The sequence below is a fragment of the Rhodococcus sp. C-2 genome (assembly GCF_027854095.1).
In the GTDB taxonomy this organism is placed as follows: Bacteria; Actinomycetota; Actinomycetes; order Mycobacteriales; family Mycobacteriaceae; genus Rhodococcus_F; species Rhodococcus_F qingshengii.
Genome location: NZ_JAQGFI010000001.1, coordinates 154,483 through 181,085 on the forward strand (window position 1 = coordinate 154,483; position 26,603 = coordinate 181,085).

Below are 26,603 nucleotides of genomic sequence, written 5' to 3' on the forward strand. Positions count from 1 at the left end.
TGTGTGGGGGTGGTCGTGATGGATACCGACAAGAGGATCGACCCGCTCACCGGATCGCGAAGCCTGCCGGCAGGAGCGTTCCCCCTGTCTGCGGTGCAGCGCAGCATGTGGTTTGCGCAGCAACTTCACCCGACGGTCCCGTACTTCATCGCGCAGTACATCGAGTTCCACGGCGATTTGGACATGCAACTGCTCAGTCGCGCCGCGGTGGAGGCTGCCCACGAGTTCGAATCGCCGTTTCTACGGTTGATGTACCCGGATGGGGAGCCCTGCCAGATCGTGGACTTCACAATCGACCCGGGCATCGACTACTTCGACTTCCGCGAGCGTGAGAACCCTCGGCAGGCTGCCTCGGAGTGGATGGACAACGATTACGCGACGACGCTCGATCTGACTCGCGATCGTCTCGTCGAGATGACAATTCTTCAAACTGGTGATCGGGATTACCTGTGGTACACCAGGATTCATCACGTCGCTCTCGACGGATACAGCGGTATGACGATCGTCAATCGGATTGCGGCGATCTACACCGCAGCCGTCGAAGGTCGAGAGCCTGCGGTGAACAAGGCGCTCGACGTCACGACGCTGTCCGAGCTCGACCAGAAGTACCGCGAATCGAGCCGATTCGAAGCCGACCGCGAGTACTGGGCCCAGCGTGTGTCGGGCGTCGAACACGGTTCGACATTGGCCACCCGTGAGGGACCCCCGACTGCACGCAGTGAGCTCGTCAGTGCCGCGATGTCGGCGAACAGCCTTGCTGCCTTGGACGAATGGAATTCACGTTCCGGTGCAACTCCGGCCGCAGTGTTGATTTCGGCGCTGGCGTGCTACCTGTCCCGCAGTACCGGCTACGACGACGTGCTGATCAACCTGCCGGTTTCCGCGAGGACGACGGCACCGCTGCAGCGGTCCGGCGGAATGCTGGTCAACGTCGCGCCGCTACACATCCACGTAAACCCGGACGAAAGTGTCGACGATCTGGTCGGGCGCGTGCAACTCGAACTTCTCGGTGCGCTTCGTCATCAGCGATGCAGCCTCGAGGACATCCGGCGTGATGCCGGTCTGACCGTCGGCGACGCGCGTCTGTCCGGCCCGATGATGAATGTGATGCTCTTCCGGCAGGAGATAACCCTCGGGCCACTGACCGGTGAGTATCACATCGTCACGTCGGGTCCGGTCGAGGATCTGCTGGTCAACGTGTACCAGAGCGGCGATCCGGCGCAGACGTTGATCGACTTTCGCGGAAACCCCAATCGCTACGGCCACGACGAACTGGCCGAGCACCACCGGGCGTTCACCGAGTTGGTCGCAGAACTGACAGCAGCACCGGCCGGTACGCCGATGAACCGGATTCATCCGGCAAGTGCCGAGGCAGGGGCGCGCAGTGCACAGCGCAGGGAACTCGAGCGGTTCTGGGCGAGATACCTGGGGGACTCCGACGAGGGCTCCACACTGGACCTCGAGACACTGGGCCTCGAGCGAATCGACTCCGAAGCGGAGCCCACCGGTACGAATCGGCTGAGCGTCCCACTCGATCCCGCGGTCGCCGAACTTGCGCGCACGGAAGGCGTCTCCCTCTTTGCCGTTGTCCATGCCGCATTTGCTGCGTTGCTGTCGAGATCGACCGAGCGCCGGGACGTGCTGATCGGAACGAGGACCGAGTGGGGAACTCTGCCCCTGCGCTGCGAGGTCGATCCGGCGGCGCCGTTCGACGAGTTCGTGAGTTCTCTTGCTCGAGAACGCGATACGTTGTCGATTCGATCGGCGGCAGGTGTCCCCGCACTGCCCGAGTTGCACGTCCACCTCAACGACGGCTCGCAGGAGACCACGATTGCCGGCCTCGACGTGGCGATCGACGTCCACGCAGATACCGGCGCCCTCGAGGTTGCGTACTCCACGCAGCACTACGCCGAATCCACGGTCCGAGCCTTCCTCTCGCGACTGGTGCGGATCCTTGCAGGCGCAGCAGCAGCCCCGCGAACGCCGGTCGGAGACCTCGATCTCCTCGACGACTTCGAGCGTGAGTCCCTGGTACCGGCGCGAGGAGCGACCGCGTCCTCCCCGTTGACTCTCCCCGATATTCTCCGCCGGGCCTCGGCTGTGAACCCCGATGCCCCAGCGCTCGTTTTCGGTGATCGTGAGGTGAGCTACCGGGATCTCGACGCCGAGTCGAACACACTCGCCCGTGAACTGATCAACAGGGGAGTCGGCCCCGGCACCTATGTCGCCCTTGCGCTGTCGAGGTCTCTCGAATCGGTGACCGCGACGTGGGCGGTGGCCAAGACCGGCGGTGCCTTCCTCCCGATCGATCCGCACTACCCCGAGGATCGTGTTCGGCACATGCTCACCGATTCGGGAGCTGTAGTCGGAATCAGTGTGGGGGAGCACCACGGCGGGCTCGCCGATTCGGTGGATTGGCTGCTCCTCGACGAACTGGACACCTCGCACCATTCCGATGCACCGGTCGTCGACGCCGAGCGGCGTACGCGCCTGAGCTACGACGATCCGGCATACCTCATCTACACGTCCGGCTCCACCGGTGTCCCTAAAGGCGTCGTGGTCAGTCACCGCGGGCTGAGCAGCTTCGCCGACGAAGAACGAGTCAGGTTCGGAGTCGAACCTGGAGACCGCACCCTGCATTTCTCTTCGCCGAGCTTCGACGCTTCGGTCCTCGAACTCCTCCTTGCCTTCGGGGGCGCGGCAACGATGGTGATCGCGCCGCCCACCGTGTACGGCGGCGACGAACTGGCACAGGTGATGCGTATCGGACGGGTCACCCACGCTTTCGTCACCCCGGCCGCGCTGGCAACAGTCGATCCCGCCGGCCTACCGGATCTACGAGTGGTCGTGACCGGCGGCGACGCATGCTCACCCGCGCTGGTGGATCAGTGGTCACACGGACGCTCGATGTTCAACGCGTACGGACCGACCGAAACCACCGTCGTCGCCACTCTGACCGGACCGCTGAGCAGCGATGTTCCCGTCACCATCGGGAAGCCGATGCGCGGAGCCGCAACCGTCCTCCTGGACTCGCGGCTTCAACCGGTGCCGATCGGTGTCGCCGGCGAGCTCTATGTGAGCGGTGTCGGTTTGGCGCGCGGGTACCACGCGCGTGCCACGATTACGGCCGAACGATTTGTGGCCGACCCCAACGGTGTTGCGGGAGAGCGCATGTACCGCACGGGTGACCTCGCGCGGTGGAACGGCGAGGGTGAGCTGGAGTACCTCGGCCGGAGCGACTTCCAGATCAAGATCCGCGGTTTCCGCGTCGAGCTCGGCGAGATCGACGACGTGCTGCGCCGCCACCCGAGCGTCGCACAGGCAGTCACCGCCGGAGTTGCGGGCCCGAGTGGGGAAACACTGTTGGCGGCGTACGTCACGGCGGCTGCGGGCACACACATCGACAACTCCGAGCTGGTCGCCCACGCGAGATCTTCGTTGGCAGCCCACATGGTTCCCGCGCGGATCGTCGTCCTCGACTCCATTCCGTTGACTCCGGCAGGAAAGATCGACAGGAAAGCGTTACCGGACATCGATTCTGTGGGCGGGTCGGCTGAATACCGTGCCCCCGAGACCTCGACCGAGAAGCGAATTTCGGCGGTGTTCTGCGATCTGCTCGGTATCACCCGGGCGGGAGCAGACGACAGTTTCTTCGACCTCGGCGGTGACTCGTTGATCGCGACCCGCGTCGTGTCGCGGGTCAACGGAGCTCTCGGAACGACGCTGAGCGTTCTCGACCTCTTCGAGGCGCCGACCGTCTCCGCTCTGGCAGCACGTGCCGACCTCGCGGACTCGCGGAACACACGTGCCCCGGCACTGACGCGTATCGATCGCCCTGACCGGATACCGGTATCTCTGGCGCAGCAACGAATGTGGCTGACCAATCAACTCGATCCGAGTTCGCCGGCGTACAACATTCCGATCGCGGTTTCGATGACCGGCGATCTCGACGTCGATGCACTGTTCACCGCGCTGCGGGACGTCATCGTTCGACACGAGATCTTGCGGACCGTTTTCCCCGAGAGTGCGCGTGGCCCCGTCCAGCACGTTCTCGATGTGGACGAGATGTTCGATCATCTCGAGGTGGAAACGGTACCTGCCGCAGCGACCTCGGCGCGGGCGAGTGAGCTCGCGCGAGAGGGATTCGACGTCAGCGAATCGGTGCCGATCCGCGCGACTCTGCTCGAGGTGAACGAACGCGAGCACACCTTGGTCCTCGTCGTGCACCACATTGCAGCAGACGGCCTGTCGATGGCGCCGCTGGCTCGTGACGTGATGGTGGCGTACGCCTCGCGGGCGAGCGGACGCGTGCCGGCGTGGCTGCCACTCGAAGTGCAGTACGGCGATTTCAGCAAGTGGCAACGCGGAGCGCTCGGTGAAGCGTCCGACCCGGATTCGATTCTTGCCGAGCAGTTGCGGTTCTGGTCGCACACGCTCACCGAACGCGGTGAGCTCGCGGAACTGCCGATGGATCATCCGCGCCCTGCGGGTGTCTCGCTGCGCGGTGACGATCTCGATTTCCGGATCGACTCCGCGACGTACCGCCGGGTCGGCGAGATCGCGGCGCGCAGCGATGTCAGCGTGTTCATGGTGATCCACGCCGCGCTGGCCGTCCTGCTCAGCCGAGAATCCGGAGCGAACGACATCACGATCGGCACTCCGGTGGCCGGGCGGAGCGAGCGCGCTCTCGACGACGTCGTCGGAATGTTCGTCAACACGGTGGTGCTGAGGACGGTTCTCGAGGGGGGACTCACCTTCGGTGAAGTTCTCACCCGCGTCCGCGACGTCGACGTGGCGGCCTTGCAGCACACCGAAGTGCCGTACGACGTACTCGTCGAATCCCTCGCAGACAACCAGGCGCCGCTGTTCCAGGTGATGCTGGTGATGCAGGGCGCCGCTCCCACCGAGGTCACTTTGCCCGAGCTCGAGGTCACGGTCGACGAACTGTCGACGGGCGCGGCAAAGTTCGATCTTCAGGTCATTCTCACCGACCGCGGCGACCATCTCGACGGCCAGTTGAACTACGCCAGCCAGCTTTTCGACTCGGACACCATGTCCGGCCTCGCTGATCGCTTCACGATGCTCCTCGACGCGGTAGCTGCCTACCCGGAATCCGTCGTCGGCGACGTCGATCTCACAGCTCCGGGCGAGGCGGAACTGGTCCTCGAGCGTTGGAATGCCACCGAACACGCCGTACCGATCACCACCCTCTCGGACCTGGTGGCGGAGCAGGCAGCCCGGACACCCGAGGGGGCCGCGCTGGTCTTCGGCGAGCGGACACTGACCTATGCGGAGTTCGACGCGAGGGTCGGTGAACTTGCCAGAACCCTCATCGCCCGCGGGGTCGGCCCGGACATGCGCGTCGCGGTGTCGATTCGACGGTCACCGGAACTACTCGTCGCGGTCCACGCCGTGATCCGTGCCGGTGCGGCATACGTCCCGGTGGATCCCGATCATCCCGCCGAGCGCATCGCGTACGTCTTCGACATCGCGGAACCGATCTGCGTGCTGAGCCGGCCCCAGGACCACGGCGCTTTTCCCGCGCGAGTCCCGATCGTGGACGTCGATCTCGATCGTCAGGTGTCCACGACGGCGCCGATCACCGACGCTGATCGGCTCGGACCCCTGCGCCCGGACAATGCTGCTTACGTGATCTTCACGTCCGGATCGACGGGTCGACCGAAAGGTGTTGCAGTATCACACCGTTCGATCGTCAATCGCCTGCTGTGGATGCAGGACACGTACCCCCTTCACGCGTCGGACGTGGTGCTGCACAAGACCCCGGTGACCTTCGACGTCTCGGTGTGGGAACTGTTCTGGCCCCTGCAGACCGGCGCGCAGTTGGTGATCGCGGAACCGGACGGGCACCGTGATCCCGGGTACCTGTCGGCGTTGATTGCCGACAGAGGCGTCACGACGGCGCACTTCGTTCCGTCGATGCTCGCGGAATTCGTCGCTGCCGCGACTGCCGGGCAGTGTGCGAGCCTGCGTCAGGTGTTCTGCAGCGGTGAAGCCCTCGCGCCTACCACTGCGGAGGCGTTCACCCGTCTGAGTTCTGCGGGACTGTTCAACCTGTACGGACCCACGGAGGCTGCCGTCGACGTCAGCGCCGCCGAATTCACCCCCGACATGACCGTCACCGTTCCCATCGGTGCGCCCGTGTGGAACACCCAGCTCTATGTCCTCGACGGGCGGCTGCATCCGGTTCCGGTCGGCGTTCACGGCGAGCTGTATCTGGCGGGAGTGCAACTGGCGCGTGGATACCTCGGGCGCAGCGATCTCACCGCCGACAGGTTCGTGGCCGATCCGTACGGCCCGTCTGGCACCCGGATGTACCGAACCGGTGATGTCGTCCGGTGGCGCGCCGACGGGCTGCTCGACTATGTCGGTCGACGCGATTTCCAGGTCAAGATCCGCGGGCAGCGCATCGAACTCGCCGAGGTCGAAGCAGCGTTGCTCAGGCTGCCCGGTGTCACGCAAGCTGCTGCTCTCGTCCATCACGACGACGTGGTCGGTGACAGTTTGGTCGGCTACGTCATCGCCGAGACCGGCACTTCGATCGACACGGACGGCCTACGCACCGAGTTGAGAGGTCTCCTTCCGGCCTACATGGTTCCCGCTGTGGTCATCGCCCTCGACGTGTTCCCTCTCGGTTCGACCGGCAAGCTTGATCGGAAGGCTCTGCCCGCGCCCAGCTTCGACAGTTCGCAGACGTATCTGGCGCCGCGAACACCGCTCGAAGCGCAGTTGGCGGCGATCTTCGAGGAGCTTCTGGAATCCGGGGCAGTCGGTGTTCACGACAACTTCTTCGAGATCGGCGGAAACAGCCTCGTCGCTGCACGCGCTGTGGCGCGCGTGAACGATTCGCTGTCGTTGAACTTGTCGATCAGAGAGTTGTTCGACGCGCCGACCGTTGCGCAGTTGGCGGTCGAGTGCGCAACGGCACGAGGGGGACCGGCAGTCCTTCCGCTCGAGGCATTGCCGCGGCCACAGACGATCCCGCTGTCGCTGGCACAAAAGCGCATGTGGTTCGTCAATCAATTCGACGTCACGTCCGCGGCGTACAACGTCGCCATAGCGATCAGGCTGAGAGGCCGGTTGGACGTTGCCGTGTTGGAGGGCGCGATCACCGACGTGCTTACTCGCCACGAATCGCTGCGCACGCTGTTTCCCATGGTCGAGGGAGTGCCGGCGCAGGTGATCGTCGAACCCGGTGAAGCGTTGGGCGCGCTGCCGGTTGTCGCCGCAAACGCCGAAGCGGTACTCGGGGAGATCGAACGTCTCACCTCGAGGGGCTTCGACGTCACGCAGGCTCCACCGATCAGGGCGGAACTGATCGAGGTCGACGAAGAAGATCACGTCCTGACCGTGGTCGTCCATCACATCTGCGCCGACGGATTCTCGATGGCACCGTTGGCGTTCGACGTGATGAGCGCGTACTCGGCAAGGCATCGAGGTGAGGCGCCCGACTGGTCTCCTCTTCCGGTCCAGTACGCGGACTTCGCCATCTGGCAGGAAAGGGCTCTCGGTCGGATCGACGAAGCGGACAGCACTCTTGCCGGTCAGCTCGAGTACTGGACACGTCAACTGGCGAGTGTTCCCGAAATTCTTGCGCTCCCCGCAGATCGACCGCGTCCGCGTGTGCAGGATCTCTCGGGCGGCGTCGTTCGATTCGACATCGATGCCGGCATCCACCGTCGTCTGAGCGAAACCGCGATCGAACACCGAAGCAGTATGTTCATGGCGGTACACGCCGCATACGCAGTGCTCGTGGCGAGATTGTCCGGCATGGAAGACATCACGATCGGCTCACCGATCGCCGGGCGCGGAAATGCCCTGCTGGATCCGATGGTCGGTATGTTCGTCGGCACGTTGGTCCTGCGCGCCGACGTCGACCCCGCCGCCTCGTTCACCGATCTGTTGGCCAGAGTTCGCAGCACCGACCTCGACGCCTTCGCTCACGCAGACGTCCCCTTCGAGCGCGTCGTCGATGCGCTGGCTCCGGAGCGGTCGACGTCGCATTCACCGTTGTTCCAGGTGATGCTGGAGTTCAAGAACACCACTCGGCCAGCAGTTCGTCTGACGGATTTGGACGTCGAGGTCCTCGAACTCGAATCCGCCGTCTCGAATTTCGATCTGCAACTCACGCTTGCCGAGACCTTCGACGACGACGGCCGGCCGGCGGGAATCGAGGCCGGGTTCACCTACGCGAGCGCCCTGTTCGACGAGTCGACCGTCGAAGGTTTCGCTCGATACCTGGTTCGGATTCTCGGTGCTGTCACCGAGTCACCGCACACGCCGGTCGGCGACATCGATCTCGTGAGTGATCTCGACACGATTCGCGCCGTCGCACCGGAACTTCCCGAGCAGGTTCACTTCTCGACGTTGCTCGAGCGGAAGTACGTCGACGAACCGCAGAGGACTGCACTGATTTTCGGCGACCGCCATCTGACCTACTCCGATCTGGACCGCCGCGCCAACCGGCTTGCACGACTGTTGATCAGCCGCGGGGTCGGTCCGGAATCCGTTGTCGCCCTGGCATTACCACGCTCACTGGAATCCGTGGTCGCGATCTGGGCGGTTGCCCGGTCCGGCGCTGCATTCGTACCCGTCGACCCGGCGTATCCCGTCGACCGCGTGCACCACATGATCAACGACTCGGGAGCGGGCGTCGTTCTCACCACCGCCGAGCATGTGGGTGTCGTCCCCGACGAGGCAGACGCCGTTCTGCTCGATCAGGCAAAGACACTCGCAACCCTCGAACAGATCGGTGATCAGCGGATAGATGCCTCGGAGCTGCTGGCTGCGGTGTCCCTGGACAACCCGGCCTATGTCATCTACACCTCCGGTTCCACCGGCGTCCCCAAAGGCGTCATGGTCACTCACCGTGGGCTTTCGGCACTCGCCGAGCAGGAACGCAGTCGCTTCCGCGTCGAGTCGACCTCGCGCACGCTGCATTTCAGCTCACCGAGCTTCGACGCCTCGATTCTCGAACTCCTGATGGCTGTTGGTGCCGGGGCCACGATGGTCATCGCCCCACCGAGCATCATCGGCGGAACCGAACTGACGAGTCTGATCGCCGACCAGCACGTCACGCACGCCTTCATCACACCAGCCGCACTGGCCACGGTCGATCCGAGCGGACTGAACGAGCTGGTGTGCATCGGAACCGGCGGCGACGTCTGCCCACCCGATCTCGTCGCCGCCTGGGTCAGCGATCACCGGATCATGATCAATGCCTACGGACCAACCGAATCGACGGTCGTCGCCAGCATCACCGAGCCGATGTCCCCGACCGATCGAGTCACGATCGGTCGCCCGTCGACAGGCATCACCGCGTGGGTCCTCGACAATCGCCTACACCGCGTCCCGGTCGGAGTGACGGGAGAGCTGTACGTCAGCGGCGACGGACTCGCCCGCGGTTACCGAAACCGCGCCGGCACGACCGCCGAACGATTCGTGCCCAATCCCGCGGGCAGTGCGGGCACACGGATGTACCGAACCGGCGACCTCGCCAGGTGGAACAAGAACGGCGAACTCGAGTACCAGGGTCGAGGCGATTTCCAGGTCAAGATTCGCGGATTCCGCATCGAACTCGGCGAGATCGAGGCAGTTCTGGCTCGCTATCCCGGCGTTGCACATTCCGTGGTGACCACGCTCGAACGTGACGGAGGCGCCGCACGGATCGTCGGATACGTCGTGCCTGCCAACGACGCTCAGACTGTGGATCCCGAGGCCGTCATCGCGTTCGCGGGCTCGGCTCTGGCCCCGTACATGGTTCCTGCGGTCGTGGTCGTTCTCGACGAACTGCCGATGACTGCCAACGGAAAGCTCGACCGCCGAGCCCTGCCGGTTCCCGACTTGCGAGCAACCCAGGCACGCTCGCGGGCCGCCGAATCCGATACCGAACGCACGCTGGCCGCCTTGTTCGTCGATGTCCTCGGTGTCGAATCGGTGGGCGTCGACGACTCGTTCTTCTCGATGGGCGGCGATTCGATCATGTCGATTCAGCTCGTCGCCCGTGCCCGCGATGCCGGGCTCGTCTTCACCCCGCGTGACGTCTTCGAGGTGAAATCGGTCGCCGGTCTTGCGGTTTTGCTGGCATCGACCAAGGACGACGAACCCGAGGTGCTCGAGGAACTTCCCGGAGACGGCGTGGGCCACGTGCCGTTGATGCCGGTGGCTCAGTGGTGGCTCGACCGGCTCGGCTCCGATCTCCGAGGTCTCGATTCGTTCTCCCAAGCGACTCTTCTCAACGCGCCGCACGGGCTTCACAGTGTGGAGCAGTTGACCGCGGCTCTTCAAGTTGTTCTCGATCGTCACGACATCCTTCGCGCACGCCTCGAGCTCGACGGCGAGCGCAGGCTTGTTGTCGGCGAGCCGGGATCTGTTGCAGCCGAGAATATTTGCCGGGTGATCGAGGTAGAGGCCGAGCCGGGCACCGCGGTGTTCGACGCGGCGATCGTCGACGCACTGGGCGGTGCGCGTCGAGAACTCGACCCCGGCCGGGGCGTGATGGTGCGGGTCGTCTGGTTGTCCGGCGTGCGCAACGCCGGCCGGCTGCTCCTGGTGATCCACCACCTCGCCGTCGACGGTGTCTCCTGGCGCGTCCTCGTGCCGGAACTTGCGTCGGCTTTCCACCGCATCGATGCAGGCGAGGAACCGGAGCCGTCGTACTCGGGCACGTCGGTTCGTCGTTGGTCGCATGCGCTCCGCGACATCGCGCCCGATCGAAGAGTCGAATTGCCCCGGTGGCGTTCGATACTCGAAGGTGCCGACCCGCTGATCGGAACCCGGCCGCTGGACCCGCGGCTCGACACGTTCGATTCGGTCGGCCGAGTTGTCGCCGACGTACCCGTCGAATTGTCCGACACAGTCCTGACCACGCTTCCGGCGCTTTTCGGTGGATCAGTCAACGACGGTCTCGTTGCTGCTCTCGCACTGGCACTGACGCAGTGGAGGCAGGCACAGGGCATACGAACCGACAACGTACTCATCTCGATGGAGGGCCACGGACGCGAAGCTCACGTGGTGCCCGGTGCGGACGTCCTGCACACGGTCGGCTGGTTCACCAGCGTCTTCCCGATGCGGATCGACCTCGCCGGCATCGACATCGCGGAAGTGATGAGCAGCGCCCCAGAGGCAGCGGTGGTGCTCAAGCGTGTCAAGGAAGAACTCTTGGGTGTTCCGGACAGCGGCATCGGCTACGGAGTTCTGCGTTACCTCGACGAGGTGGGTCGAGCGGAACTCGAAGACCTCCGCCAACCGCAGATCTCGTTCAACTATCTGGGCCGTTTCTCCGGCACCGAAGCAGGAGAGTCACTGGGGGACTGGGCACTGGCCCGGGACGTCGATCTGGAAGCGGCAGCGCGGTCCGAGATGCCAGTGGGTTCGGTCCTGGACGTCAACGTCGTCACCACCGAGATCTCGGGCGCACCGCACATCGGTGCCACTATCGCCTATCCCACCGGCGTGCTGGCAGAGCGCGATGCTCGCGCCATCGCCGACCTCTGGGTGCAGGCGTTGCGCGCGCTGGCCACCTATGCCGAACACAGCGAACGCGGGGGACTCACCCCGTCCGACATCGACCTGATCGACCTCGACCAGGATTCCATCGACCACCTCGAGCGCGAGTTCCCGACACTGACCGACGTCTGGTCCCTCTCACCGCTGCAATCCGGACTGCTCTTCCACGCCCGCTACGCCGAACACACAGTCGACGCGTACACCGTCCAACTCGCACTCGAACTCGACGGCGTCGACGCGTCCCGGTTGCACCGTGCCGCACAGGCACTGCTCGACAGACACGAGAACCTACGCGCGGCGTTCACGACCGACACCGGTGGACGATCGGTGCAGGTGATCAACGCAGACGTTGACGTGCCGTGGACCGAGATCGACATCTCTCCGTTGGCCCCCACCGAACAGGCGACCGAGATACGCGAGCTCCTCCATGCGGATCGGGTCCGCGGCTTCGACATGGCCACTCCGCCCCTGCTGCGGTTCCTGCTTCTGCGAACCGGTGACGACGCGTATCGGTTGATCCTGACCAACCACCACATCCTCCTCGACGGATGGTCGATGCCGCTGCTGGTCCGCGACCTACTGACGCTCTACGCCACCGACAGTGATCACAGTGCCATCCCACGCGTACACCCCTACCGGGACTATCTGAGCTGGATCAGCACTCGCGACGACAGCGTGTCGATCGAAGCCTGGGGCGAAGCACTCCGCGGACTCGACGACCCGACGCTGCTCACCGGAACTCACGCCGTCGACGAGGACGGCGCTACCTCACGCTCGACGACCACAGCGCTCGGAGAACGTGAGACGGAACTTCTGCGTGGATTCGTCCGCTCCCGTGGCCTGACGACAGCCTCCTTGATCCAGGTGGCCTGGGGAATCGTGCTCGCCGAACTCCTCGGCCGCGACGACGTCGTCTTCGGTGGAACCGTCTCCGGCCGACCACCCCAGGTGTCCGGCGTCGAGTCGATGGTGGGTTTGTTCATCAACACCGTCCCCGTCCGAGTTCGCCTCGATCCAAGAGAGTCCCTGGCGGCGCTGTGCGTTCGCGTCCAAGCGGAACAGGCGCGGTTGTCCGATCACCATCATGTCGGGCTTTCGCACATCACTTCGGCTGTGGGGTCCGCTGCATCGTTCGACACGCTGACTGTGTTCGAGTCGTATCCCGTCGACCGCGGTGGACTCTCCTCCGGCACCGACATAGCCGGAATGCACGTTCTCGACGTCCACGACGCCGAGGATGCCGCGCACTATCCACTCGCGATCGTTGCCTCTGCGGCAGACGGGCGACTGCGGCTCAAATTCGAGTATTTCCCGGGAGTCCTGGGCGATCACGACATCGACGCGATCGCCGACCGGCTGCTCCGCACCCTCGAGCTGATCACCGCGCAACCGGATCTCCCGCTGGCGAAACTGCGCCTGATGCCGGATTCGCAAGTGCAGCAATTGGTTCCCGCGCGCGGCCGGCAGGGCCGCTCGGTCAGGACACTCGATCGCATCTTTTCGGACACCGCGAGCAGATTCCCCGAACGGGTCGCACTGTCTTGTGGTGACAGAAAGATGACCTATCGAGGGCTGGACGAGGCGTCGAACCAGTGGGCGCGCGTGCTCATCTCGGAAGGCGCCGGCCCGGACTCACGGGTGGCGATCTGTGTGGAACGGTCCTTCGAATCCGTCGCAGCGGTCTGGGCGATCACCAAGACCGGCGCCGCCTTCGTGCCGATCGATCCTCGCTACCCGAGTGACCGGATCTCGTTCATGCTCGAGGACTCGGCATCCTCGCTCGGATTGACCACGGCTGCCCACAGACCCGGCGACGGCGGTGTGACGAAGTGGCTCGAACTCGACGACCCGACGAGCATCGCTCGGCTCTCCGGAGTATCCGCGGCGCCGCTACGCGAGGACGAGCGTCGAGGAACCCCGCGGTTGGAGAACACTGCCTACCTCATCTACACCTCGGGCTCGACCGGCCGACCCAAGGGCGTCGTCGTCACGCACACCGGTCTCGAGAACTTCGCCGACGAACAGCGTCATCGCTACGGTCTCACCGAGAATTCACGCGCACTGCATTTCGCCTCTCCGAGCTTCGACGCCTCCGTTCTCGAGTATCTGCTCGCCTTCGCCGTCGGCGGTGAACTGGTCGTAGCTCCCACCACCGTCTACGGAGGAACCGAACTGGCCGACCTTCTCCGCGAGGGACATGTCACCCACGCGTTCATCACGCCTGCAGCGCTGACGTCGGTGGATCCCGAGGGAATCGACGAACTGACCACCATCACGGTGGGCGGCGAGGCGCCCTCGGCGGACCTGGTGCGCACCTGGGCGCCGGGAAGATCGTTCGTCAACGTCTACGGACCCACCGAAACCACCATCTCCTGCAACCTCAGCGACCCCATCCCGGCCGGCGAGAAGGTCTATCTCGGACCGCCGAACCGCGGATTCAGCGAGGTCGTCCTCGATCGCAGACTTCAACCGGTGTCCGTCGGAGTTCCCGGCGAACTGTATGTCGCCGGAGTCGGACTCGCGCGCGGCTATCACGGGCGCTCACCACTGACGAGCGAACGATTTGTCGCCAACCCGTACGGCGAGCCGGGGGAGCGGATGTACCGCACGGGCGACGTGGTGCGCTGGCGCAGCGACCGCACCATCGAGTACCTCGGACGCAGCGACTTCCAGGTCAAGATCCGCGGCTTCCGTATCGAACTCGGCGAGGTCGACACGGCGTTGGGTCAGCTGCCCGGCGTGGAGTACGCGGTCACGTTGGCGGTGCGCGGACCCTCCGACGAGCAGGCCTTGGCGGCATATGTCGTCTGCGACGACGAACGCCGGGTGAGCGCCGAGGACATCCGGGCGGCGGCACGGGAGCTACTGCCGGCACACATGGTGCCCGCAAGCGTCGTCGTGCTCGACGAACTACCGCTGACCGGCGTCGGCAAGGTCGATCGGGCTGCTCTTCCGGCGCCTCGTTTCGACACCGATGCCGAAACACTCACTGCACCGGCCACCGAGTTGGAACGGCTGGTGGTGGGCGTTTTCGAGGACGTGCTCGGAGTGTCTCCGATCGGTATCGACACTCACTTCTTCGACGTCGGCGGAAACTCACTGACCGCGACCCGCGTCATCGCCCGCGTCAACGCACTTCTCGGCACCGACATCGGCGTTCGAGGATTGTTCGAGTCTCCGACAGTTCGGCAGCTGTCTCGTCTGGCGGAAAGCGTCGGCCGCGGCGAGAACCCCAGACCACCGTTGACTCGGCGATCCCGCCCGGACCCACTGCCCGTGTCACTGGCACAGAAGCGGATGTGGTTCCTCAACCAGTTCGACGTGACGTCCCCCGCCTACAACGTTCCCCTGGCAGTGCGCCTCGACGGCGATCTGGACTTCGCCGCATTGCAGGCCGCGGTAGCGGACGTACTGGAGCGCCACGAGAGCTTGCGGACGAAGTTCCCCTCGATCGACGGACAGCCGGTTCAGCAGGTGATGTCCAGCGACGAGGTCATGCCGATCCTGGAGCCGGAAATCGTCACTGCTGCCAGAGTGTCCGATCGAATCCTCGAGCTGGCCTCGGCAGGCTTCGACGCCTCGGCCGAAGTTCCGATCCGCTGCGCGGTCCTGCGCGTCGACGGGGACGAGCGCAGGCACGTACTCGTGATCGTCGTCCACCACATCGTCGCCGACGGGTTCTCGATGAACCCCCTCGCAGCGGACGTGGCAGCGGCTTACGCGGCCCGCAGTGCCGGCAGTGCGCCGAACTGGTCGGAACTGGCCGTGCAGTACGGCGACTTCGCTGTGTGGCAGCACGAAGTGCTCGGCTCCGAGGAAGATCCGGACTCGGCTCTGACCCGTCAGCTCGATTACTGGAAGGACCGACTCGCGGGACTGGGCGAGCCGATCGCGTTGCCGACGTCGTTCCCACGTCCGGCAAAGCCGTCCATGGTCGGCTCGGTCCACCGGTTCGCGGTATCGCCGCAGACCCATCGGGCGCTGACCGACCTGGCACGTGAGCACGGCACCACCATGTTCATGCTCATGCACGCAGCACTGGCGGTACTTGCGGCGCGCCTGGCCGGTACCGAGGACATCGCCATCGGGACACCCGTCGCCGGCCGCGGCGAGGCCGAACTCGATCACCTGGTCGGTATGTTCGTCAACACTCTCGTGCTGCGAACACAGATCACGCCCGACGCGTCGTTCGAGGACGTCCTCGCCCAGGTTCGCGAAGGCGACCTCGGCGCGTTCCAGCACACCGATTTGCCCTTCGAAAGGTTGGTCGACGCACTCGACCCGGAACGCTCGACTTCGCACACTCCGTTGTTCCAGATCCTCATCGAGTTCCGCAACAATGCACTCCCACAACTCGAATTGCCGGGGCTGTCGGTCTCGGGAGTCGAGTTCGACCTACCCGTCGCCAAGTTCGATCTGCAACTCTCGGTCACCGAGCGTTACGACGCGGATGGCGGAACGGATGGAATCGACGCCGAATTCATCTACGCCACAGACCTGTTCGACGGTGACTTGATCGGATCGTTCTCACGCAGACTGCTCACCATCCTCGAGGCGGTCTCCCGAGAGCCGTCGACTCCTACCGGTGACATCCACGTCGTGAGCGCCGACGAGCGTCGACAGATGCTGACCGAGTGGAACACTCACGCCGAACCGGCTCCAGCGGACAACATCGCGGACCGATTCTTCGAGGCTGTTGCAGCACATTCGTCGTCGACCGCGGTCAACGACAGCGACGGCGCCATGACGTACGCCGAACTGGACGGGCGCGCTAACCGCCTGGCGCGGCTCCTGATCGGCCGCGGTATCGGTCCGGAATCCGTGGTGGCTGTTGCGATGCCCAGAACCACCGATCTCGTGCTGGCCCTCGTCGCCGTCATCAAAACCGGAGCGGCATACCTGCCGGTCGACATCACCTACCCGGCCGAGCGCATGCGGTTCCTCTTCGACGACGCGCGGCCGGTATGCCTGGTCACGACCGGAGACTTCCGAAGTGACCTACCTTCGGAGATCATCGAATCCGGCATAGACGTCGTCGAACTCGGATCGCCGGAGATCGCGGTACGCCTCGATCACTCCGCGCCCCGTCGCATCACCGACGCGGACCGGACGACACCACTTCTGCCCGACGCGATCGCGTACATCATCTACACCTCCGGTTCCACAGGGCGCCCCAAAGGTGTCCAGGTCAGCCACCGAAACGTGCTGACTCTGATGGACAACACCGCCCCGACGTTCGGGTTCGACGACACGGACGTGTGGACGATGTTCCACTCGTACGCATTCGACTTCTCCGTCTGGGAGCTGTGGGGGCCGCTGCTGCACGGTGGCCGGCTGGTCGTCGTCGACTACTACACGACCAGATCGCCGGACATGTTCCACGAACTGCTCCGCAGGGAGCGAGTGACGGTGCTGAACCAAACACCCACCGCCTTCTACCAACTCGCCGAAGCCGACCGTGCGTACTCACCGAACGGCACGGGTCCCGACCTTGCACTGCGCTACGTCGTCTTCGGTGGAGAAGCGCTCGATCTCAGGCAGTTGCGCAAGTGGTACGACAGGCGGGCCGACACGGCTCCGACGTTGGTCAACATGTACGGGATCACCGAGACGACGGTGCACGTCAGTCGAATCGCACTCGACCGCAACGACAGCGAGCACGCGTCGGCGAGCATCATCGGGCGAGCAGTACCGGGATTGTCCGTCTACGTACTCGATCGGCGACTGAACTTGGTACCACCAGGTGTCGTCGGCGAAATGTACGTCGCCGGTGATCAGGTGACTCGGGGATACCTCGGGAAACCCGCATTGACTTCGGTGCGGTTCCTTCCCGATCCATTCGGTAGTTCGGGGGATCGAATGTATCGGAGCGGGGACCTGGCGAGGTGGAACGACGCGGGGCAGTTGGAGTACGTGGGCCGCAGTGATTTCCAGGTGAAGGTGCGTGGTTTCCGCATCGAACTCGGAGAGATCGAAGCCGCAATGCTCCGCTGCCCCGGCGTCGCTGCCTCGGTAGCACTTGTTCGGACAGAGGGAGCGTCACCGCGGATCGTCGGGTACGTGGTCGCCGAAACAGGCAGTACCGTCGATTCAGCGACGGTGACCGACTTCGTCGCCGCCGAACTCGCGGAGTACATGGTGCCCACCGCGATCGTCGTCCTCGAATCGCTTCCACTGACGGTCAACGGAAAGCTCGACCGACGCAGCCTCCCGGCTCCGGACTTCACCGTCACGGGACCAACCGAGGCGACGCGGGCGCCGGCCACCGCTACCGAAGCGGTCCTCGCGGACCTCTTCGCGGAGGTGCTGGGTCGGGGCAGTATCGGAGTAGACGATTCCTTCTTCGGTCTCGGCGGCGATTCGATCATGTCGATCCAACTCGTCTCACGGGCGAAGTCCGCAGGCCTCGTCTTCACTCCGCGGGACGTCTTCGAAGCGAAGACCGTGGCCGGCCTCACCAAAGTGCTCCTCATCGAATCATCGGAAACGGCACCGGTTCTCACGGAGCTACCCGGCGGGGGAGCCGGCCCGCTACCGCTCACGCCGATCATGGAGTGGCTCGTCGAACGCAGTCGCGGTGACCTGAGCACGATCCGCAGTTACAGCCAGAGCGCGCTGATCGCACTGCCCGCGGATGTCTCCGGCCCCGCGCTGGAACGAGCATTGCAAACGATCCTCGATCGTCACGACGTGCTGCGGGCGCGCCTGGACGCCGCGACTCACCAACTCGAGATCCGCGAGCCAGGGAGCATCACCGCCCCCGACATCCTGCGCCGAACCCCCATCGTGTCCACCAGCGGCGAAGAATTCGTCGCCGCTGCGGAAACCGCGATGCAGGACGCATCCAGCCGCCTCGATCCCGAACACGGGAAGATGATCAGCGCAGTCTGGTTGGATCCCGTCAGCTCGAACGGCAACCGGGCCGAAGCCGGACGGTTGCTCCTGGTCCTTCATCACCTCGCGGTCGACGGTGTGTCCTGGCGCATGCTCGTCCCGGGCCTGGTCACTGCTTATGCCTCGGCGTTCGACGGAGAAACACCGATACTTCCGCCGGGTGGAACGTCGATACGTCGCTGGGCGACAGCGCTCGCCGAGACCGCTGCGCAGCGACGCGACGAGATCGACCTGTGGTCGAGAATGCGGACCGACGAGCCATTGCTCGGGGCACGCGGGCTCGACCCAGCCGTCGATGTCGGAGCCACCGTCGACCGAGTCAGCGTCGACGTTCCGACCTCCGTGACCGAGAACGTCATCTCGACGGTGCCTCAGCATTTCGGAGGCTCGGTGAACGACGGACTGCTCGCTGCTCTCGCGATTGCCGTCACCGCCTGGCGTCGATCGCGCGGACAGCGCAGCGGGGACGTGCTCGTCAACCTCGAAGGGCACGGCCGCGAGGAGAACGCCGTACCGGGCGCCGACCTCTCGCGCACGGTCGGCTGGTTCACCACCTTGTTCCCCGTCCGGATCGATCTCACCGGACTCGATGTCGTCGATGCACTGGCCGGGGGATCAACCGCCGCCTCCGCCGTGAAACTCGTCAAGGAAACGCTGCTCGGCCTGCCCGACAACGGAATCGGGTTCGGCATCCTGAAGTACCTCGATCGAAACGAGGAACTTCGTGAGCTGCCCACGCCGCAGATCTCGTTCAACTACCTCGGACGATTTGCCGGCTCGGATCCCGAGCACGGCGAAGTGCCGTGGCTGCCGATCTCGGAAGTGACCCTCGACGAAGCGCACAGCGGCGAATTGGCCGCCGCGTCGGTGCTCGACATCAACGCCGTCACGACCGATACCGCACACGGTCCGATTCTGCGCGCTACGTGGTCCTTCCCCCGCGGCATTCTCAGCGAGGCCGAAGTCACCGAACTGGCGGAGCTCTGGACCCGAGCACTGGGCGCACTGAGTGAATACGTGGAGGAACACTCCGAGCGCGAGCTCACGCCCACCGATCTCGATCTCGTCACCGCGGATCAACAGAGCATCGAACAGCTCGAGCGCAGATTCCCCGACCTGACCGACATCTGGTCACTGTCACCTCTGCAATCGGGCATGCTCTTCCACGCCCAGTTCGACGAAACCGAAATCGACCCGTACATGGTGCAACTGACCCTCGAGCTCGGGGGTCGGGTGGAGGCGCCGCGCCTGCGCCGCGCCGCGCAGGCCTTGGTTGATCGTCATCCGAGCCTGCGCGCGGGATTTGTCTCCGCACCGGGAGGGCGGGCACTGCAGGTGATCCGTTCCGGTGTCGACATCGGCTGGGCCGAGATCGACCTGTCCGGAGCCGAAGACAGTGAAGTCGCGTTCGGTCAGCTGCTCGAACGCGATCGCGCTCATCGTTTCGACATGGAAACAGCCCCGTTGATCCGCTTCATGCTCGTGCGAATCGGACCGGACACAGCACGCCTCGTCGTGACGAACCACCACATCCTGCTCGACGGCTGGTCCACCCCGCTGTTGCTTCGAGACCTGCTCACTCTCTACGCAACCGACGGTGACCCCGAGATTCTGCCCCGAGTTCAGTCGTATCGCGACTATCTCTCCTGGATCTCGAAGCAAGAACCCGAGACTTCGCTACGGGCGTGGCAAGAAGCGCTACGGGGCGTCGACACGTCCACCCACCTCTCGAGGGCAGACACCGCCGCCGAAACCGTGGCAAGTGAAATCCACTCGTACTCGCTTCCGACCGAACGAGCCGAGACTCTTCGGGCGTTCGCGCGAAGCCGCGGTCTGACCATGGCGACCCTGGTACAGGTGGCATGGGGAATCGTGCTCGCCGAACTTCTCGGACGCGACGACGTCGTCTTCGGCGGAACGGTCTCAGGACGCCCACCACAGGTGCCCGGCGTGGAATCGATAGTCGGCCTGTTCATCAACACGGTGCCTGTCCGAGTCCGCCTCGACGCCCGAGAAACCCTCGCCGAACTGGCCATTCGCATCCAATCCGAGCAAGCGTCATTGCTCGACCACCACCACATCGGACTGTCGGACATCGCCGGAGCAGTCGGCGCCGCCGGCTCCTTCGACACCCTGACGGTATTCGAGTCGTATCCCGTCGACGAGGCAGCCCTGACCGCCGAAACCGACATCGCGGGAATGCACGTTCTCGGCATCGACGGACGCGACTCGGCGCACTATCCGATTGCCGTGGTGGCGTCCGAAAGTGACACGCTGAATCTGAAGATGGAGTACTTGCCGACGCACTTCTCCGCCCGCGAAGTCGCCAAGATCACCGAGCGCGTGGGCATCGTCCTCGGGCAACTCGCCTCGGCACCGGATCAGCCGCTGGCCCGTCTGCAGGTTCTCACGGAGTTCGAGAGCCGTGATCTTGCGCCGGTTTTCGGCTCCCCGGGGCGCTCCGCGCGAACGCTCCCAGAGATTCTCGCCGACGTCTCTGCCACCTATCCCGACCGCATCGCGCTCTCGGCCGGCAGCCGTTCCATGACCTACGCCGAACTGGACCGGCGCTCGAACCAGTTGGCCAGAGCCATGATTCGCCGCGGCGCCGGGCCCGAGACGTCGGTTGCCATCGGCATCGAAAGGTCCGTCGAATCCGTACTCGCGGTGTGGGCGGTGGCCAAGACCGGCGCAGCGTTCGTCCCCGTCGACCCCACCTATCCGGCTGACCGAATCGAACACATGCTCAGCGACTCCGAGGTGCTGTTCGGGTTGACCGTCGTCGACGCCATCGACACACTTCCACCCATCGTGTCCTGGTTGGTGCTCGGAGAAGAGGCATTCGACGACGACGTCGCCACCAGTTGCACGCTGCCGATCACCCAGGACGAACGGCGTGCACCGGTGGTCATGGACAACGCCGCCTACGTGGTCTACACCTCGGGATCCACCGGCCGACCCAAGGGAGTTGTCGTCACCCACACCGGACTCGACAGCTTCGCACTCGACCAGCAGCGTCGATTCCACGCAGATCACCACTCTCGAACCCTGCACTTCGCCACCCCCAGCTTCGACGGAGCCGTCTTCGAGTACCTGCAGGCATTCGGTGTCGGAGCCACCATGGTGATCGTCCCGACCGACATCTACGGCGGCGCCGAACTGGCAAGTCTCATCCGCCGCGAACACGTCACTCACGCGTTCGTCACCACGGCAGCGCTCGCCACCGTCGACCCGGCCGGCCTGGACGAGTTCCGGCACGTCGTCGTCGGGGGAGAGACACTACCGCCGCATCTCGTCGGCCTCTGGGCTCCCGGACGAGAATTCGTCAACGCCTACGGCCCGACCGAGACAACCGTCATGGCAGACATCAGCGAACCCATGACAGTGGGCGCACCCATCACGATCGGTGGACCGATCCGCGGCGTGCACGAGATGATCCTCGATTCGCGCCTGCAACCCGTACCCGTCGGAGCTCCCGGTGAGCTGTACATCGCCGGCATCGGCCTGGCTCGCGGATACCACCGGCGTCCCGGCCTGACCAGCGAGCGATTTGTCGCCGACCCCTTCGGCAAGCCAGGCGACCGGATGTACCGCACGGGCGACATCGTCTCCTGGCGAAGCGATCACACCATCGAATACGTCGGGCGCAGCGACTTCCAGGTCAAGATTCGCGGATTCCGCATCGAGCTCGGCGAGGTCGACGCCCAGATCACCGCAATGGCGAGTGTCACGAATTGCGTGACACTCGGCGTCGACGGACCGGCCGGCGCCACAGTTCTCGCGTCCTACCTCACCGTCGAGGAAGGATCGACGCTGACCGGGGCAGAGATCACCGCGCACCTCGCCGGACGTGTTCCCTCGCACATGGTTCCGGCCAGCATCATGATCGTCGACGAGCTACCGCGCACCGCGGTCGGCAAGCTCGATCGAAAAGCGTTGCCGACGCCGGAGTTTACCGGAACCGGTGTGGAATTCCGGGCGCCCGGCACCAGCCTCGAACGTCGGATCGCCGATGCGTTCATCGACGTACTCGGCGTCGAACGGGTCGGCGTCGACGACAATTTCTTCGAGCTCGGCGGCAACTCGCTGATCGCCACTCGCGTGGTCTCGCGGCTCAACTCCGCACTGAACATCGACGTCGGGGTGCGCGTGCTGTTCGAGGCACCGACGACGGCTCAGCTCGCCGAACGGCTCTCCAGCGCTGTCACTGCCGTCGGCGCTGTGCCGCTCACTCCCACGGAGCGCAGTGGCAGCGTCCCGCTCTCGTTGGCGCAGAAGCGCATGTGGTTCCTGAACCAATTCGACACACGCTCAGCCGCGTACAACATCCCACTAGCTGTTCGCCTTACCGGTGACCTCGACGTCACGGCCATGCAACAGGCCATCGCCGACGTCGTCGAGCGGCACGAAACACTGCGGACGGTGTTCCCCGCCGTCGGCGGCGATCCGATTCAGCAAGTGCTCACCGTCGACGAGGCAGTACCGCCGGTCCGTGAAATGACGTTGGGGGAGGACGAGCTCGCGGAGCGCATGCAACGACTCGCCACGACCGGCTTCGACGTGTCGGTGGACCTGCCGCTGCGCGTGGCACTGTTCCGACTCGACACCGCTGAACCCGTTCACATTCTGTTTGTCGTGGTCCATCACATCTGCGCCGACGGATCGTCGATGGCGCCGCTCGCACGCGACGTGATGACGGCCTACCTGGCGCGTACGGCAGGGACCGAGCCCACGTGGGCGCCACTCGAGGTGCAGTACGCAGACTTCACGTTGTGGCAGCATCGCGTCCTCGGATCGGAAGACGACCCGGAATCCGTCATCAGTCGCCAACTGCACTACTGGAGTGAGCAACTCGCCGGACTCGACGACGTCATCGCACTGCCCGCCGACCACCCGCGACCCGTGCAACAGACCTTCCACGGTGACCGATTCACCTTCGACATCGACGCGAACACCCACCGCGCCCTCGCGGACCTCACCAGGGCAAACGGTGTCACGATGTTCATGGCGCTGCACGGCGCGCTCGCAGTGCTGATGTCCAAGTTGTCGGGCGCCGACGAAGTCACCATCGGCACACCGATCGCCGGCCGAGGTCAGGCAGCGCTCGACCATCTCGTCGGAATGTTCGTCAACACACTGGTCCTGCGAACCAGCGTCGATCCCGACATCACGTTTGCCGACCTGTTGGAGCACGTCCGGGAAATCGACCTGGCCGCATTCCAGAACTCGGACCTGCCATTCGAACGGCTCGTCGACGTCATCAACCCAACCAGATCCACGTCGTACTCACCGTTGTTCCAGGTCGCCCTCGAACTTCAGAACAACGAACCCGCACATTTCCACCTACCCGGCCTCGACATCGACGGACTGACCGTGGAAACCAAATTCGCGAAGGAGGACCTGGAGCTGATCGTCGACGAGAAGTTCGACGAGTTCGGCATCCCGGCTGGGATGTCCGCAGCCTTCGACTTCGCAACCGATCTCTTCGAACCCGCCACCATTCGTCGGTTTGCCGACCGACTGCGCCTGATCCTGGACGCTGTCGGACGCGAACCCGCAACACGTATCGCCGACATCGGCATCCTCGGCGCCGACGAAACAGCTGCCCTGGTGCCGGCATCCGGTGCCGCCGCGACTCGAGCGCGGGTGTGGCCGGAGATCCTCGCCGAAGCAGTCGCCTCGAACCCGGATGCCCCAGCCCTCTCGAGTCGCGAGAGGTCGATGACCTACCGCGAGCTCGACGAGGAATCGACGAAGCTGGCGCGCGCGCTGTGTCGGCGCGGCGTCGGTCCCGAAGATTTTGTGGCGCTGGGTCTGCCGCGGTCCACCGCGGAGATCGTCGCGATCTGGGCGGTCACGAAAACCGGTGCAGCATTCTTGCCGGTCGACCCGAACTATCCCGACGATCGCATCAACCACATGCTCGACGATTCGCGGGCCGTACTCGGCATCACCGACGACGCTCACCGCAGTCAACTTCCCGACACGGTCGAGTGGATGGTCCTCGATGAAGCCGAGACCGTCGACGAGATCGACGCCCAGAGCGCAGCCGCGATCACCGATCGCGACCGCACGATCCCCTTGCATCACGGGCATCCCGCGTACCTGATCTACACCTCGGGTTCAACCGGGAAGCCGAAGGGCGTCATCGTCACCCACCTCGGGTTGTCAAACCTCAATGCCGAGGAACATCAGAGATTCAACGTCCAGCCCTATTCGCGGATCTCTCACCTGGCATCACCGAGCTTCGACGCCTCGGTCTTCGAACTCATGATGGCGTTCGGCAGCGGAGCGTGCCTGGTCGTCATCCCACCGACGGTCTTCGGCGGATCCGAGTTGGCCGAAATCTTTGCCGACGAACACGTCTCACACGCGTTCATCACTCCGACCGCGCTCAGCTCGATCGAAAGCTCCGCGCTACCCGAACTCCGCGTACTCGCAGTCGGTGGCGAAGCCTGCCCACCCGAACTCGTGGACATCTGGGGCCGCGACCGTCGCATGTTCAACGGATACGGACCCACCGAATCCACCATCCAGGCCAGCGTCAGTGAACCCATGCGGCCGGGCAAGGACATCAACATCGGACGACCGGCCATCGGCTTCGCCGGACTGGTCCTCGACGGGCACCTCAAGCCCGTGCCGGTGGGAGTCATCGGGGAGCTGTACGTGACCGGCCCCGGACTCGCCCGCGGATACCACAATCGTCCCGACCTTACCGCCGACCGATTTGTCGCCGATCCGTTCGGCGAACCAGGCCAGCGGATGTACCGCACGGGCGACCTGGTGCGCTGGCGCTCCGACAGCACCCTCGAATACCTGGGCCGCAGCGACTTCCAGATCAAGGTCCGCGGATTCCGCATCGAGCTCGGCGAAATCGACTCTGTCCTGATGGCACACCCATCCGTCTACTTCGCCGCCACACTCGGGCACGAAGCGCCGTCGGGGGAGACGATGATCGCCTCCTACATCCAGCCCGTGGAAGGACAGACCGTCGACGACTGGGAGCTTCGCCGCCATCTGTCTTCTCGCCTGCCCGCGCACATGGTTCCCGGCGCGATCGTCGTCGTCGACCGCATTCCGGTGACACCGGTCGGCAAGCTGGACCGCAAGGCACTGCCGACCCCGAGCTTCGAGCGACGCACGGTCCCGTACGCACCGCCGACAAACAACACCGAACGAACGGTCGTCGACATCTTCGAGACCGTGCTCGGGCACGAGCACATCGGCGTCGACGACGACTTCTTCGAACTGGGCGGAACGTCGATCGTGGCCACTCGCATCACCATCGAACTCGAGAAGCGTCTCGGGATGCGAGTGCCGTTGCAATCGCTTTTCCTGGATCCGACACCTGCCGGAGTCGCCCGGGCTGCCGACGGAATGGACGCGCACTCGCCGGACGATTCGTCGGATCTTCTCGCCCCGATGATCACGCTGCGCGCCGGATCCGATCGTGCACCACTGTTCTTCGTCCATCCGGGTATCGGATTGTCCTGGGGTTACGCAGAATTCGTCAAGCATCTCGAGCTGGATCAACCCGTCTACGGTCTTCAGCTACCGTCCCTGAGCGGCGGGCCCAGCTTCGACTCGCTGACCGAACTCGCCGACGACTACGCGAATCGCATTGCAGCCGTGGCATCGACCGGCCCGATCCATCTGGCCGGCTGGTCGCTCGGCGGCGTGATCGCACACGCCGTGGCACACAGCCTCACTCGGAGCGGACGTGACGTGACTCTGTCGATACTCGACAGCTATCCGTCGTCGGATTCCGATCAGCCCGCAGAACTCTCGGTCTCCGAACTACTGGCCGGGCTCGCGATGCCGGCGGGATCCAAGACGGTCGAGACCTTCGAAGAAGCGGCGGAATTGCTGGAGCAGACCCTGGGTGCCGGAATCGGAATCGAAGCGGAGCATCTGGCGCGGATCAGTCGCGGTTACTCCCACTCCGTCGAATTGACGAATCGGCACCAACCGCCTGTCCACGTTGGAGCCATCGAGTTCTTCGTAGCCGGAAGATCTACGGAGAACGGACACGATGTCGCCGAATGGCGAAGGTTTGTAGAAGGGGACATCCGAGTCACCGAAGTCGATTGCGAACACAACCAGATGATCGAACCGGGTCCGGCGGCAACCATAGCTGTACGATTGCGAGAAGTTATCGCTCAGTGGGGTGTCTGAACCAGGTT

At 64.6% G+C, this 26,603-nt stretch carries 1 protein-coding gene; it reads left to right on the forward strand.

The window, feature by feature from the left end; all coding sequences use genetic code 11:
- Positions 1-18: 18 nt before the first annotated feature.
- Positions 19-26,595 carry a non-ribosomal peptide synthase/polyketide synthase gene (locus PCS43_RS00725; protein ID WP_209908673.1) on the forward strand — a complete coding sequence of 8,859 codons (26,577 nt, stop codon included), beginning with the start codon at positions 19-21 and terminating at the stop codon, positions 26,593-26,595.
- The last annotated feature ends 8 nt before the right edge of the window (positions 26,596-26,603 follow it).